Source organism: Corynebacterium tuberculostearicum (assembly GCF_022347385.1).
GTDB classification, from domain to species: domain Bacteria; phylum Actinomycetota; class Actinomycetes; order Mycobacteriales; family Mycobacteriaceae; genus Corynebacterium; species Corynebacterium tuberculostearicum_M.
Genome location: NZ_JAKRDT010000015.1, coordinates 39,950 through 53,346, shown reverse-complemented (window position 1 = coordinate 53,346; position 13,397 = coordinate 39,950). Strand labels below are relative to the sequence as shown.

Annotated in this window: 12 protein-coding genes; 5 read left to right on the top strand and 7 right to left on the bottom strand. The window is 59.6% G+C overall.

All coding sequences use genetic code 11. The features are described 5' to 3' along the window. Positions 1–252: 252 nt before the first annotated feature. Entirely contained in the window at positions 253–1,605 is a 1,353-nt protein-coding gene (locus MHK00_RS09050; RefSeq protein WP_250411435.1) for a hypothetical protein, read from the top strand. A gap of 997 nt (positions 1,606–2,602) precedes the next feature. Here MHK00_RS09050 and MHK00_RS09045 read toward each other — a convergent pair. Further along, positions 2,603–3,142, bottom strand: coding sequence for an NADPH-dependent FMN reductase (locus MHK00_RS09045; protein WP_250411433.1), 540 nt, complete (start codon positions 3,140–3,142; stop codon positions 2,603–2,605). Between the two features lie 38 nt (positions 3,143–3,180). Next, positions 3,181–3,870: an alpha-ketoglutarate-dependent dioxygenase AlkB gene (locus MHK00_RS09040; protein WP_250411432.1), complete on the bottom strand. Its 690-nt coding sequence runs from the start codon at positions 3,868–3,870 to the stop codon at positions 3,181–3,183. 52 nt (positions 3,871–3,922) lie between these two features. On the opposite strand from MHK00_RS09040, the gene MHK00_RS09035 reads away from it, so the two are divergent. Next, the gene (locus MHK00_RS09035; RefSeq protein WP_250411430.1) at positions 3,923–4,588 is read left to right on the top strand and encodes a sugar O-acetyltransferase; all 666 of its coding nucleotides are present in this window, start codon (positions 3,923–3,925) and stop codon (positions 4,586–4,588) included. Then, entirely contained in the window at positions 4,589–6,856 is a 2,268-nt protein-coding gene (locus MHK00_RS09030) for an ATP-dependent RNA helicase (protein WP_250411429.1), read from the top strand. It abuts the gene before it with no gap. Here the strand turns inward: MHK00_RS09030 and MHK00_RS09025 are convergent, their stop codons facing one another. Further along, positions 6,857–7,627: a TSUP family transporter gene (locus MHK00_RS09025; RefSeq protein ID WP_250411427.1), complete on the bottom strand. Its 771-nt coding sequence runs from the start codon at positions 7,625–7,627 to the stop codon at positions 6,857–6,859. Between the two features lie 110 nt (positions 7,628–7,737). Here MHK00_RS09025 and MHK00_RS09020 point away from each other — a divergent pair, with 110 nt between their 5' ends. After that, positions 7,738–8,829: an AbrB family transcriptional regulator gene (locus MHK00_RS09020; RefSeq protein ID WP_250411424.1), complete on the top strand. Its 1,092-nt coding sequence runs from the start codon at positions 7,738–7,740 to the stop codon at positions 8,827–8,829. Here MHK00_RS09020 and MHK00_RS09015 read toward each other — a convergent pair. After that, positions 8,826–10,496: a DUF885 domain-containing protein gene (locus MHK00_RS09015; RefSeq protein ID WP_150850490.1), complete on the bottom strand. Its 1,671-nt coding sequence runs from the start codon at positions 10,494–10,496 to the stop codon at positions 8,826–8,828. The two genes, MHK00_RS09020 and MHK00_RS09015, sit on opposite strands and share 4 nt — an antisense overlap. A 69-nt stretch (positions 10,497–10,565) precedes the next feature. Continuing rightward, positions 10,566–11,135, bottom strand: a complete 570-nt coding sequence (locus MHK00_RS09010) for an LOG family protein (protein ID WP_250411422.1) — start codon at positions 11,133–11,135, stop codon at positions 10,566–10,568. A 108-nt stretch (positions 11,136–11,243) separates the two neighbouring features. On the opposite strand from MHK00_RS09010, the gene MHK00_RS09005 reads away from it, so the two are divergent. Beyond that, the gene (locus tag MHK00_RS09005; protein ID WP_086589001.1) at positions 11,244–12,377 is read left to right on the top strand and encodes an ROK family transcriptional regulator; all 1,134 of its coding nucleotides are present in this window, start codon (positions 11,244–11,246) and stop codon (positions 12,375–12,377) included. Here MHK00_RS09005 and MHK00_RS09000 read toward each other — a convergent pair. Beyond that, a complete protein-coding gene (locus MHK00_RS09000) occupies positions 12,360–12,956 on the bottom strand; it encodes an HAD family hydrolase (RefSeq protein WP_005328248.1) in 597 nt (198 codons plus the stop codon). The genes MHK00_RS09005 and MHK00_RS09000 overlap by 18 nt on opposite strands. A gap of 12 nt (positions 12,957–12,968) precedes the next feature. Further along, the gene (locus MHK00_RS08995; protein WP_034668355.1) at positions 12,969–13,322 is read right to left on the bottom strand and encodes a hypothetical protein; all 354 of its coding nucleotides are present in this window, start codon (positions 13,320–13,322) and stop codon (positions 12,969–12,971) included. Positions 13,323–13,397: the final 75 nt, after the last annotated feature.

Genomic DNA, 13,397 nt, shown 5'->3' with positions numbered 1-13,397 from the left:
TCAAATAGTTCAACCAACTGCTCCCGCTGATGCTCACTCACCAAACTTCGAGCTCTCAATGAAAACTACTCCCCACTAATCGGAAACTGATTTCTCAGTCCAACTAATGGGGAGCAGTTCAGTGAGCAGCGGGGGCTTTGAAGATTTACTCCGAAAAAGTCGCTCAACTATTGTGCAAACCTCTGCAACCTTTCCAATAACGACTATGATCGGCAACTGCACTAATCCCAACCTAGATTTTCAGGATCTCGCATGAAAGATCTCAGCTCACTCGAGTTAGAAATAGAGAACCCCAAAACACGGGCACTGCTGTCCGAAGCTATTAGTTGCTACCAAGCAGGCGCCCACCGGGCCTCGTTAGTTTCGCTGTGGATCGCAGTTGCTGTAGATCTAATCCATAAACTTCGATATCTAGCAGATTCTGGTGCTAACGATGCACGCCAACACCTAAACAAACTAGACACCGCGATTAGGGATAAAAATGTGGGTCGAGCTCAAGAGTTCGAAAGGAAACTTCTCGACGAATGCGAAAATAAGTTTAATCTTCTGACCCATCGAGAAAGCGAAGAACTCCGGAGGCTCAAAACAGATCGAGACCTATGCGCTCACCCTGGTTTTATCGACAACGAGACTTTATTTGAACCCTGTGGAGAACTGGTCCGGTCCCATATTATCGCCGCACACCGTGCAACCTTCTCTCATCCACCGATAGCAGGTAAGGCTCAGCTCGATCTTATGGAGAAAGAAATCATAAGCGACGGCTGGCCCGACGATGAGAATTATTTTGTGGACCGTTTCTACCGGCGTTCCAGAGAGTCCACCCAATTTAACCTTTGCAAAATTTTGGTCAAGTGGAGCTTAATGCCGCCCGAGAAACTCCCAGAAGAAGATCCGAAGGTAGGTTCACGTGCACGATCGTCAGCTTGCAGCCTTAGCACGGCAGCACCTAGAGACTTCGAAAGAGCGCTTAATGACGTTCTTTCTAATTGGGAGACGAGCGGGAGTCTAGATGACACCACTCTCGTCCGTGCGGTCGGAGCATACGGCTCCCACCAGATATTTTGGGATAGCCTCCCCGAGACTGCCGAAAAGCGTCTATCAGCGGTAATCACCACAACTAATGACTCCGAGCTCTTTTCAAAAGGTTACTTGGTTGGCAACCCACCGCTCAAACAGATGTATAGGGATCGTTGGTCTCAATTAATCAAGACCTTGGATGCAGATCAACTAGCCATGTCGCATGATTCGATTTCCGATCATGAGGCTTTAATTCAAAGAGCTTTAGTTTTAGTCGAAGACTCGGGAAGTTTTCGCGATGCTGAGAAGAATCTTCGCACCTTGGAGCTCTTTGCAAAATACCTAGATAGAAAGCATATAGAGCAACTGTTCCAAGCGATAAAAAATAATAAATTTAATCAGGTGCGTCTCGCAGCGGACACTGAAGCAATTCTTATCAGTATCTTTGACCAACAAAAAGATATAGATGAGTCACGGGACACTTGGAGGTCAATTGCCGATTGGCTAAGTGAACGTGGTGCGGAAGACTCAGATAACTACTATTTATACTCAGATTTATCTAAGGTCGTTAATGATCTGGACCACTAGCCCCTAAGGACAAGCAAAGGAACCCTATGAGGTACTAATCCCACTGACTTCAATTTTTAGTCAATATTTCCCAGCCTAACGGTGGTTCGCATATTTGCCGCGATAAGAGGCTCCGGCAGTCGGTGACAGTAAGTCACACTCGCCGAATCAGCTCTATCTATATCTAAGTTTCTCAGCAAGAGACCTCGGCAGATCCCGCTGGTAAACTTTTGTCGCTCGATTTCCGCTCTGCTACTCCCGCTCAAGACGTTGCTGTGACCTAGTGTATTCCAGGTTTAAAGAGTTGTTACAGCAACAAGTCTCGGAGCAGAGAACCGCGACCATAACAGGTTTGCGATCATTTGCCGCGCGTTTTATATCTTTAGTTAGCAATTCTCTCCTTTGGACGCACTCGCCCTTACAAAACAGCCAGAAACCACGAATACCCAGCCATAGAACTAAAGAATTAACCAAAATGACTTAACTCTGCATGGGCAATTAGATGTTCACCGTGCTCACATTAACGGAAGTCGGCTGGGTGGCGCCCCAAGCGGATTGCCTCGACGGAATCTTAACAACAAAGGTCGACAGGACAATCGTAAAGCGCAACCGCGCCGCTGCTCGTCGCAGACAATCGCAACACCAGCAGGAGTTCCAACCACCAAGCTGAAGTGGATTTCGGTACCGGGTCCATTATGATTTTCCATCCGCAATGCGCGGCTTCTAGCACAGTATCGCCTAGCGGTTCCTAGTCCTTTTCGCCACCACCTTTAGCAACCTAGGAACCCGCTCGTTCTTAATGGGAGCAAAACTCCTTAACGAAAGCGTAAACTATTACGCCCATTTCAAAAGATGCACCACCGGTGTCTCCGGCAGATTTATCGATTACGCGCCCCAATAATCTGCAACCTATTGGGGTCAAGGAACGAGCGAATGTATACGTGATTCCGGAAGCAAAATCAGCTACTAATCCAGTTTTTCCTCGCCCATTCCTTCTAATATTACGCATTCAAGGAAGTTACAAGGAGTCTTCCAGCTCAGCCAGCAAGGAATTGGTGCGTTCCACCTTGGCATCGACAGGGCGGAATTCGCCATCGGCCCAGTCAGTAAAGAAACCGAAGTCGAGCTGATTGCGCAGCTGTGGCATAGAGAAGTTGACCACGATGGTGCGCCATGCTTCCACGCCGCGGATTGCGCCTGCTGGACCGTAACCGGCGAACGCAACCGGCTTAGCGGTCCACTCCCCGGCCAAGCAGTCGAAGGCATTCTTGAATGGACCCGGCACGGAGCGGTTGTACTCCGGAGTAACAAATACGAAACCATCGCAGGCATCCACTGCATCAGACCACGCCTGCACCTTTTCATCCGCGTACTGCTTATTGGCGGTGGCAGGAATGACGTCAGTGGTCAGCAGTGGAACATCAAACTCCTTGAGGTCCAGCAGGGTGTACTCCACCCCATCCTGGCACCCCTGGGCGAGATCATAGAGCCACTCACCCACTACCTTGCCGGCCGAGTTATCGCGGGTAGTGCCGATGATGATGCCGATACGAGGCATAAGAGAACCTTCTTTCCTTCAAGCTTTATGTAACATCCCTAGCTTACCGCCCGTGCAGATACTTGTCTGATAGTGATGTTGATACGTCCTTCACTCAACCCGCACCCCTCCGGCAAAGTGCCATCATTAACGCGCACCACCCCGTGGTAGGCAAAGCGCTTCGGCCCACCAAAGACCACCAAATCCCCAGAGCACAGCGTGATATCATCCCACGGCCGCGTGCGCGATTCGGTATGACCCATACGGAAAAGCGCCTCATCCCCAATGGAAAGCGAAATCACCGGCGCAGGTGATTCCTCAAAGGCGTCCACATGCATACCCATAGCCGATCCCGGTGGATAGTAATTCACCAGCGCCATCTCCGGCACAAAAGTATCCACCCACGCTGCAAGCTCGGGCGCTACCTCGGCCGCGCCGCGCAGCGCCCCCGGCGCAATCTGCCGCAGACTCTCCGGCACCGGCGGAACCCGCGTGCCCTCCATATTGTCCACATACCGATAGCTGGGATAGTGCCAATACCTGCCCAAATGCAACTGAAATACACTCATTTGCCCGCCGGATTTCAACCGCGGCCGCACCATCGCCATCGGCGTATTCGCATACTCGCGCGCAATGCCACGCATCTCTTCTACCAAGGCCTTCTGCTTATCGACGCCCACCCATGCCGGCACATGCCCCACCCCCGGAGCCACACGCACGCTCGGCCGCGGCAGCGAATCAAAAAGCATGACCTCACCCTAATCCCAGCACCCCAATAAATCGATCCACCCACCCTCTACAATGACACCCATGGATGCACAGGAGCGGCAGGACTTGGAACGCTACGGCTCATGGCAGCGGATGACCGGTGGGGAGTGGTTCTTGCCCAGCATGCCGGAGGCGAAGGAAGAGCACCAGCGCACTTTTCGCTTGGTTAAGCAGCTCAACGAGCTACAGAATACGGACCAAGTGCGTGCCGAAGGCATCCTGCGCGAGATACTGCCGGAGGAATCTGCGGTGCCGGGCCTGCACGTGCCGCTCAACCTGGAGTATGGCTGCAATCTCGTATGCGGCGAGCGCGTCTTCATTAACTTTGGCGCTACCATTTTGGCCCAGGCCCAGGTGATGCTCGGTGATGGCGTCATGGTGGGTCCCAATTGCTCCCTGATTACGGTGGGGCATCCGGTAAACGATCATGAAATGCGCGCTGGTGGGTGGGAGATAGCCAAGCCCATCACCATTGGTGACAACACCTGGCTCGGTGCCAATGTCACCGTGCTGCCGGGCATCACCATTGGAAAGAACTGCGTCTTAGGCGCAGGCACACTTATTACCACCGATATCCCGGATAATTCGCTGGTCCTGGGATCACCCGGCCGCGTGGTGCGCACGCTGGAAGACAATGAAGAGGCCTGGGAACGCCAGGATCTCAACGGTCCTGTCGAAGGTTTTGGAGCCGCGCACTAAATGTTTGATCTCGCTCGCATCGGCGCGGGTCTGCCCGTAGCCGAGACCATCGATTCGCTGCCGAAAACCGGAAACGTCGTCATCCAGGCCCCACCCGGCACGGGTAAGACCACACTCGTGCCACCGGCGCTGGCCAATCAAGCGGCAGGGCGCGGCAAGGTCATTGTCACCGCCCCACGTCGTGTGGCCGTGCGCGCGGCCGCGCAGCGATTAAGCACGCTTAGCGGCACCCCGGACAAGGTCGGCTTCGCCATCCGGGGCGAGTCCCGCAAGGGCAGCGAAGTCGAGTTCGTCACGCCGGGCGTGCTGCTGCGTCGTCTGTTGAAGGATCCGGAGCTCGAGGGCGTGTCCGCCGTTGCCATTGATGAGGTCCACGAGCGCCAGCTCGATACGGATTTGGTGCTGGGCATGTGCCTGGAGCTGGCCGAATTGCGTGAGGACTTTCGCGTCATCGCCATGTCCGCCACCGTGGATGCGCAGCGCTTTTCCCAGCTTATGGACGCGCCCGTGCACGTGACCGAGGCGGTGACCCATCCGCTCGATATCCATTACGCGCCCATGCCGGGCAGGGCGGCGGGAACGAGGGAGTTTTATGGGGACGTCGCCAAGCAGGCAGCCCGCCAGCAAGAATCAACGCTGGTCTTTGTGCCCGGCGTGCGCGAAGTCAACCTCGTGTGCGATGCCTTAGCAGGCCATAATGTATTTCCCCTGCATGGCAAGCAGACCACCGCGGAGCAAGACGCCGCGCTGTATACCGATGAACAGCGCATCGTCGTGGCTACCTCTATCGCGGAGTCCTCGCTGACCGTGCCGGGCGTGCGCGTGGTGGTAGATGCCGGGCTTTCCCGCGTTCCCCGGCGCGACGCCCAACGCGGCATGTCCGGGCTAGTGACGGTGTCTACCTCAAAGTCGAGTGCCGACCAGCGCGCTGGTCGTGCCGGCCGTGAGGCACCAGGCACCGTGATTCGCTGCTATTCGCAGGACGATTACCAGCACTTTTCCCCACACACCACCCCGGAGATCCTCTCCGCGGACCTCACCCAGGCCGCGCTGTTTTTGGACTGCTGGGGCGCGGGCCCCGATTTCCCGCTGCTCGATCCGCCCCCGGCCCAGGCCCTCGCATCCGCGCAGGCAACGCTCAAGCGCATTGGCGCCACGCAGGAACTCGCCCTCCTGCCCACCGATCCGCGCCTCGGCGCCTCCTTGCTCCGCCACGGCAGCCAGGCCGCGCCCATCATTGCCTCGCTTGCCGACGCCCCCTTACCCCCCGATCTCACCCGTCACCGCCCACCTCACAAAGAGGTCAAGCGGCTTGCACGTCTCGTAGAGGATCTCGGCCCCGCCGATTCCGGAGAGGTCGTAGCCACCGCCTTTCCCGAGCAGGTGGCCAAGCGCATGGGCGAGGACTACCTGCTGGCTAGCGGCACCCGTGCCCGCCTGCTCGATAACTCGGGCCTCACCGGTGCCTCGTGGCTCGCCATCGCGGAGGTGTCCTTGTCCAACGCGGGCAATGCCATCATCCGCTCGGCCGCCCGCATCGAGGAAACCGCAGCCTTGGCTGCCATCGGCGTCACCGAAGAAACCCGCGCCTTCCTGCGCGATGGCCGTGTGCGCGGCGTCAAAGTCAAGGCCGCGGGCGCCATCACGCTTTCTGAAACCCCTGTCAAAGTTACCGGCCCCGCAGCCGAGGAGGCCCTTGCCGCCGGCATCCGTGAAGAAGGCCTAGGCCTCTTTACCTTCAGCGAGAAGGCCCAAAGTTTAAAAGACCGCCTGCGCCACCTGCACGCCCACTTTGGCGAGCCGTGGCCCGATGTCGATTCCGCGGATCCCGCCGAGTGGCTCGGACCCGAGCTCCACCGTATCGCGGAAGGAACCCCCGCTGCCAAGCTCGACATGTACCCCGCGCTGCAACGCCTTCTGCCCTGGCCGGAAGCCACCCACCTGGACGAGCTCGCCCCTGAGCGCCTCCCAGTCCCCTCCGGCCGGGACGCACGAATCGACTGGTCCGGCGATCGCCCCGTGGTCCACATCAAGCTACAGGAATGCTTCGGCCTGGCCGCATCTCCCGAATACTGCGGCCACCGCGTGCAATTCCACCTGCTCTCCCCCGCCGGGCGGCCGCTCGCGGTGACCGATGATCTCGCCAGCTTCTGGTCCGGCCCTTATGCTGGCGTGCGCGCCGATATGCGCGGGCGCTACCCCAAGCACCCGTGGCCGGAGGACCCGTGGAATGCGATTGCTACCGCGCGCACCAAAAATCGAATGTAGTTAGCCCCATTGCTGCCAGCCCAGGTAGCAGCTCATGACCACAACGAGGGTAAGCAACGCGTAGCGGATGAATTTGGCACCGCCGCCGAGTACGGTACGAGCACCGAGAAGCGCGCCGGCGATATTGGCTACGCCGAGCACGATGCCGAGCGTCCACCACACGTGCCCGCCAATAATGAACACGACGAGCGCACCGAAGTTGGTAGCGGTATTGACTACCTTGGCCATGGCCGCAGAAGTCAGGAAGTTCTGCGCAAAAATAGAGGTAAAGGCCATGATCAAAAACATGCCGGTACCTGGTCCGAAGATGCCATCATAAAAGGAAATGATGCCGGAGAGCACCAAGACCACGACGGTCCGCCAACCGCCACGGGTACCGGCCGAATCGCTACTGCCAAAATCTGGCTTGAAGGCAACGAAGATGCCCACGGCCACCATGAGCACGATGATGATGGGTCGCATAACGTCTTTATCGAGGCTCGAGGCCACGCTGGCCCCCAACCCGGAGCAGACCAGCGCGATGAGGATGAAGCGCGCCATTTCTGCCTTGTCCAGCTTCACCTTGCGCGCAAGGGTCACGGCAGCGGATCCGGTGCCGGTCACCGCGGCGAGCTTGCTAGTGCCCAAAGCGGCGGCCGGAGCAAGGCCCGGCAGGACCGCCAGCAGCATGGGAATCAGGATCAACCCGCCACCGCCGATGACCGCATCGACCCATCCCGCGGCCGCGGTACCAAAGAAGAGAATCACCCACTGCACCAGATCAATTTCCATGCCCCCGATCATAAATCTTGAATGATGTAAGGTGATAACCCGCCTGCCGCCCTCCCCGTAGTGGAGAGAAAAGGGGGACTACACTGGCACAGCAGAACTAGGAGGCTCGCATGGCCGCACAGCAGGAAGGCACCGGGCTCAGTGCCCGTACTGTGGCTCGGTGGGCCCTTGTCGTTCTTGCTTCCGTCGTGCTGGGCTGGCTGTTTAGTATGTGGCACGTACCTGCTGCTTGGATCTTGGCAGCAATCCTCTCCTCCGGCGCCATCGCGCTCTTTACTGGGGAAGATCTACACGTAAACCGCAGTTTTTATAGCATGTCGCGTGGGTTTATCGGCATGATGGCTGCGATCCCACTGACCGTGGTGCCGGTGGGCCAATTGCTTGGCTTCCTGCCTGCCGCCCTGACAATCTCCTTTATCACTTTGATGGTGGGAGTTATCGGCGGCCAACTCTTACACCGCGCGCAGCCAGACGATGTCTCCTCCGAAACCGGCATTTTATCCATGCTGCCGGGTGGTGCTTCGCTAATGCCCGCGCTTGCCGACGAACTCGGTGCCGACTTCCGCTACGTCGCCCTCACCCAATACCTGCGCCTGTTAGTAGTCTCGGTATCGCTACCGGCCGTAGTCGCCTTATTGGACACGCCTGCCGGCGAGGGAGCAGATCTTTCGGTTGACGGCGAAACCACCTGGTGGATAGTTGCCCTAGTGATTGCCATTGCCTGCATAGGAGAAAAGGTAGGCAAGTTCCTCCATCTCCCCGCCGCCGCGGTGCTCGGCCCATTGCTGCTGACGGTTCTAGCCTCTTTCGTGTTGCCGGAGGGCCACACGCTCGAGCCGCTCTACATCTTTAAGGTGATGGCCTTTTTGTCCATTGGTTGGGTCTGCGGCGGTGGGCTTTCGCTGCCAGCGCTCAAGGCCTTTGCCAAGCAATTGCCCGCCACGGTTCTTTTCATCGTGGTCACCATCGGCATCTGCGCGGCCACCGCCTGGCCGCTAACCAAGTGGCTGCACATCACCTACTTCGAGGCCTACCTGGCCACCAGTCCCGGCGCGCTAGAGACGGTGCTCGCACTCTCGGCGGAGGGCGGGGCCGGCCCAGCGGTCATCGCAGTCCAGCTCACCCGCCTCATCGCGGTGCTGGTCGTAGCGGGCTACTTGCCACAGCTGCTGCGACTGGCCCAGCGGCTGCTGCGCCGCTAGTTGTCCAGGACCGCCTCGCGCAGGACGGACATCGGCACGGAGCCAAGGGCGAGGGCCTCCGAGTGGAACTCGCGCGCGCTCATCCCCTGCTTCTCTGCCTCGGCGCGGGTTTCTTGCCACAGGCGCTGGCCCAAAGCATAGGACGGCGCCTGGCCGGGCCAGCCCAGGTAACGGTTGACCTCAAAGTTGAGGTTGGCATCATCCATAGCGGTGTTTTCACGCATGAAGGTCTTCACGTGCGCCTTGTCCCACACGCCGGAGGTCGAGCAATCCGGCAACTGCTTGCCCAAGTGCAATCCGATGTCCACGACCACGCGGGCAGCGCGCAGGCGCTGCGCATCCAACATGCCCATGCGGAAGCCCGGATCATCCATGTATCCCAGCTCGGCCATGAGCTGCTCGGCGTAGAGCGCCCAGCCTTCGCCGTGGCCGGAGTTCCACGTCACGGCGCGGCGCCACAGATTGAGATCCTCCTGCACCAGCGCGGAGCCGAGCTGCAGGTGGTGTCCCGGCACACCCTCGTGGTGGACGGTGGTCAGTTCCTGCCAGGTGTGGAAGGTGTCCTGGCCTTCCGGCACGGACCACCACATGCGGCCCGGGCGGGAGAAGTCATCGCTCGGCGGGGTATAGAAGATGCCGCCGGTGCCGGCCGGATCGATGCAGCACTCGATCTCTTCTACTTCCTCCGGAATATCGAATTCCTTGCCGTTGAGCTCAGCAATGACGCCATCGGCGGTGGACTGCATCCACTCCACCAGCGCATCGGTGCCGCGCAGGGTATAGCGATCCTCGTGGTTGAGCTTGCGCATCGCCGAACGCACCGAGCACTCAGAGCCGTAGAGCTCATGGGCGATCTTTTCCTGCTCCGCGCGCAGGCTGCGCACCTGGTCCAGGCCCCATTCATAGGCCTCGTCGAGGTTGACGGCATCGCCGACAAAGAGCTTGGAAAAGCGCTCGTAGCGCTCGCGACCCACGGCGTCCTTGGTGGGTGCCTGGGGCTGCAGGTCATTGGAGAGCCAATCGGAGAACTCGCCAAAGGCTTCCTTGGCCTGCTGCACCTCGGCGCAGTCGGCGTCGAGGCCGAGGGACTCGAGCATCGAGTCGGCGTCGGCAAGCCGCTCGCACTGCACAATAACCTCGGAGATCTGGCGGTGTGGTGCCACCATGCCGTGGGAGGCTGCCTCTTCCAGGGAGCTGCGGTAGCCGGCCAGGGAGGTCTTCACCTTGGACAGGCGGGAGCGAATGGCATCGCGGTCCTCGTCCGTGTCCTGCGGCATAAGCAGCAGGGTATCGCGGATGGTCTGGACCGGGGAGGCGATGTTATTCAGGCAGCGCACATCCTCGCTGTGGTGGTGCAGATCTAGTTCAAGGCAAAGGCGATCGCGCAGGACGGCCGCGGTGACATAGTCCACGTCATCAAAGTCATCCTCATCATCAGACTCATCGGTGGTGTCATCCAGGGCATCCAAGTCCGCCACCATTTCACGGGTGCGGTCTGCAATGGCGGTGAAGTATTCGGGGGAGAAATCCTGCAATTCGCCCTCGTAGCCGTCAATGCCCCACGCGGTGGCATCGGTGGGGGAAAGCTCGGCTAGGTCGTGAACGAAGTTATCGCACGAAGCGTCCAGTAGAGAGGGCTGGCGCTTAGCGGTCTGCTCAGAACTCATAACGAGGAAGTCTATCCCTAAGTATCGCCTATAGGCCACCCAGGCGGGCCGAAGTTGCGAACTTGTTAACTAATCGTTGTCCCACTTTGTTCCGGGGTAGCTCCAATCGCTGAATTTATCTAGGATGTCCTGCGGTTTTTCCTCCATCACCAAGGCATCGACAAAACGCGGCAAGATGAAGCCGGACTCGGCCATGGCGGCGTACATGGCATGGAACGGGCGCCAAAAGTCCTCCGTATTAACTAGGCCTACCGGGCCGCGGATGTGGCCCAGCTGCTGCAGGGTGAGCACCTCGGTGAGCTCTTCGAGGGTGCCGACGCCGCCGGGGAGGCAAATATAGGCGTCGGCAAGCTGCTCCATGCGGGTCTTGCGCTCGGCCATGGAGCCGACCACCTCGAGGGTGGTCAGGCCGGGGTGGGAAATCTCCAGATCCACCAGGGACTGCGGCATCACGCCGGTGACGGTACCGCCGGCGGCCAGGCAGGCCTCTGCCACCTCGCGCATCAAGCCGATATTGCCGCCGCCGTCGACCAAGGTGAGACCGCGTCGGGCCAGCTCCGTACCCAATTCCTGTGCCGCCTGCGTATAGGCCGGGGAGTTTCCTGTTGCTGAACCACAATAAACCGCTACTGACTGCATGCTCTCCAGCATAGGTATCTGCGCACCCACCACCACCTTTAGACCATTCGGTACATGGTGAGTTTATGAGATTAGACAAAGCAGTCTGGAATATTTATACTTCTTTTTATGATCAAACCTGGCCCAGTGTTCACGCGGCCCCGCACACCGGCCGCAAAGTGCCTTCATTTGGTGCGCCTGAACCCGATCATCACCCGGAGCGAGCTGGTGGAAGCCACCGGACTTTCCCAGCCCACCATCACGCGCGCTACTACTTCCCTACTCAACGCGGGCCTCATTCAGGAACGCACCGACCTCACCCAGTCCCGCGGGCGCGGCCGGCCCACAGTGCCGCTCGAGGCGGCCGATAATGACTGGGCGCTCGGCGGCATCTCCGTGGGCACCAAGCAGACCTACATCGGCCTCTATGACACCAAAGGCCGCACCTTGAGCGAGGAAGAACTAGCTACCCCGGTGGCCGCGCTCAGCGAGGATGACTTCCTCGAGCACATCATGGCCGGCATCAACCGCATGATGACGGACCTGGACCACCGCTTGGTCTCCCTCGGCGTGACTACCTCGGGCACCGTGGATGACAACGGCCTGGTCACCGCGGAAAATCTCAATTGGCACGGCGTGGACATTGCCGAGCGCCTGCGCTTCCAGTTCGGCGTGCCCGTGGTGGTCTCCTCCGCCATCCCGGCCATCCTCGGCTCCGAGACCCAGGCGGCCGAGATTGGCACCAGTGAGCGCGTCCTGGTCCTCTTCGCGGACGATTCCATCGGCTCCGCCCTCTCCGTGGAAGACGAGGTCAGCCCCATTATTCCCGTGCCCCCGACGCACTCCGAGCTGCTAGGCTATGGCGCGTCCGAGCACCTGCTGGCCACCCAGCACATCCTGGAGGCGATACGCCACGAGGGCGTGGAGGCAGCCTCGCTTGCCGACGCCGCCCAGGCAGCCAACTCCCACCCCGCCGTCCGCGCCATTTTGGACGAGCGCGTCCGCCAGTTGGGCGCCATCACCGCGGAACTGGTCAAGGCCCACTCCCCGGCCACCGTGGTTATCGCCGGCGGCGCGTTTACCGACGACCCGAAAGCCCCCAAGCAATTCGCCGCCACCGTCCGCGCCTCCGCGGGCGATGAGTTGCAGCTGCGCATGATTCCGGGCCATAAGGAGATTGTCCGCGCGGTAGCCCGCACCGTGGCCACCGACCAGCTCCTGCGCCAACCGCTGGAGCTAGGCCGCTCACTCCAGCACGCTTAGGACCTCGCGTACCGAGTCGATGCCGCGGAAGAGGTGGGCGTTGAGCCCGCAGTAGTTCGCGCCCTCCACGTAGTCGATGCGGTCATCAAAAAAGTGCGTATCCTTCGGCTGCGCGGCGAGCGCATCCACGGCCACGCGATAGGCTTCTGGGTGCGGCTTGGCCACGCCAATATCGCAGCTAAACGTCACCGCCGCGCAGTCCTCCAGCCACGGCTGCTTTTTTCGCACTTGGCCCGCCAGCGTGGTGGGGATATTGGACAAGATGCCCACGCTATAGCCTTCCCCGATAAGCCCCTTGACCAGCGCCACCATGTCCGGGTCCGCCTCCAGTAGGCCGCTGTTTTCGCACGCTACCGCCTCCGCGACGGGTACCTTCCCCAACCCGGCGCGGGCTGCTACCTCATTCCAGTAGTGACTATCGCTAAAAATGCCGGCATCGTAGTCCGGCCGATAAAACCCGTAGGCCTCCCACATCGCCCCTGGATCTGGCGGCGCAAGGAGGCGCTCCAAGGCCGCGTGGCTTTCTGGGGTTGCCGGGCGCATGAGCACGCCGTACATATCAAAGAGGAGTTTGGGCATAACGGGGCCAGTTTATGCGCGTTTCGGCGCCTGGGTCAGCACGGCTACGATTCCCACACCCGCACCAGCGACAAAAAGAGGCAGCATCGCAGGCGCCTGCTCCATGGACAAGGCGAAGATGCCGCCGATGGCACCAATGAGCAGCATACCGCCGAGGCTATAGAGCGAGCGTGTGACTACCCCACGCTTGCCGGCGACGCCATAAACCAGCAGCGCGAGCCCGGCGAATGGGCCGAGCATCAGCGCCGCGGTGGTCAAAAATACCCCCAAGGCCACGTGCGTGGACATGATTGCCGCTCCTACGATGAGAAAGAGCGCCAGAACTAACAGGCTTATGGCGCACAAAGCCTTGCGTTGCGTTGACATAGAAACAATCCTCCCACCGCACCGCAGTGCCGTGGGAGGATTGCTCTAAATCTTGATGGGTTTGTTATTCACCCA

Excerpts from the sequence above, each read along its gene's own strand:
- MHK00_RS08995 (WP_034668355.1), bottom strand. The coding sequence starts at position 13,322 with ATGTCAACGCAACGCAAGGCTTTGTGCGCCATAAGCCTGTTAGTTCTG.
- MHK00_RS09000 (WP_005328248.1), bottom strand. The coding sequence starts at position 12,956 with ATGCCCAAACTCCTCTTTGATATGTACGGCGTGCTCATGCGCCCGGCA.
- MHK00_RS09050 (WP_250411435.1), top strand. The coding sequence starts at position 253 with ATGAAAGATCTCAGCTCACTCGAGTTAGAAATAGAGAACCCCAAAACA.
- MHK00_RS09045 (WP_250411433.1), bottom strand. The coding sequence starts at position 3,142 with ATGCCTCGTATCGGCATCATCATCGGCACTACCCGCGATAACTCGGCC.
- MHK00_RS09015 (WP_150850490.1), bottom strand. The coding sequence starts at position 10,496 with ATGAGTTCTGAGCAGACCGCTAAGCGCCAGCCCTCTCTACTGGACGCT.
- MHK00_RS09005 (WP_086589001.1), top strand. The coding sequence starts at position 11,244 with ATGATCAAACCTGGCCCAGTGTTCACGCGGCCCCGCACACCGGCCGCA.
- MHK00_RS09020 (WP_250411424.1), top strand. The coding sequence starts at position 7,738 with ATGGCCGCACAGCAGGAAGGCACCGGGCTCAGTGCCCGTACTGTGGCT.
- MHK00_RS09030 (WP_250411429.1), top strand. The coding sequence starts at position 4,589 with ATGTTTGATCTCGCTCGCATCGGCGCGGGTCTGCCCGTAGCCGAGACC.
- MHK00_RS09040 (WP_250411432.1), bottom strand. The coding sequence starts at position 3,870 with ATGCTTTTTGATTCGCTGCCGCGGCCGAGCGTGCGTGTGGCTCCGGGG.
- MHK00_RS09010 (WP_250411422.1), bottom strand. The coding sequence starts at position 11,135 with ATGCAGTCAGTAGCGGTTTATTGTGGTTCAGCAACAGGAAACTCCCCG.
- MHK00_RS09035 (WP_250411430.1), top strand. The coding sequence starts at position 3,923 with ATGACACCCATGGATGCACAGGAGCGGCAGGACTTGGAACGCTACGGC.
- MHK00_RS09025 (WP_250411427.1), bottom strand. The coding sequence starts at position 7,627 with ATGGAAATTGATCTGGTGCAGTGGGTGATTCTCTTCTTTGGTACCGCG.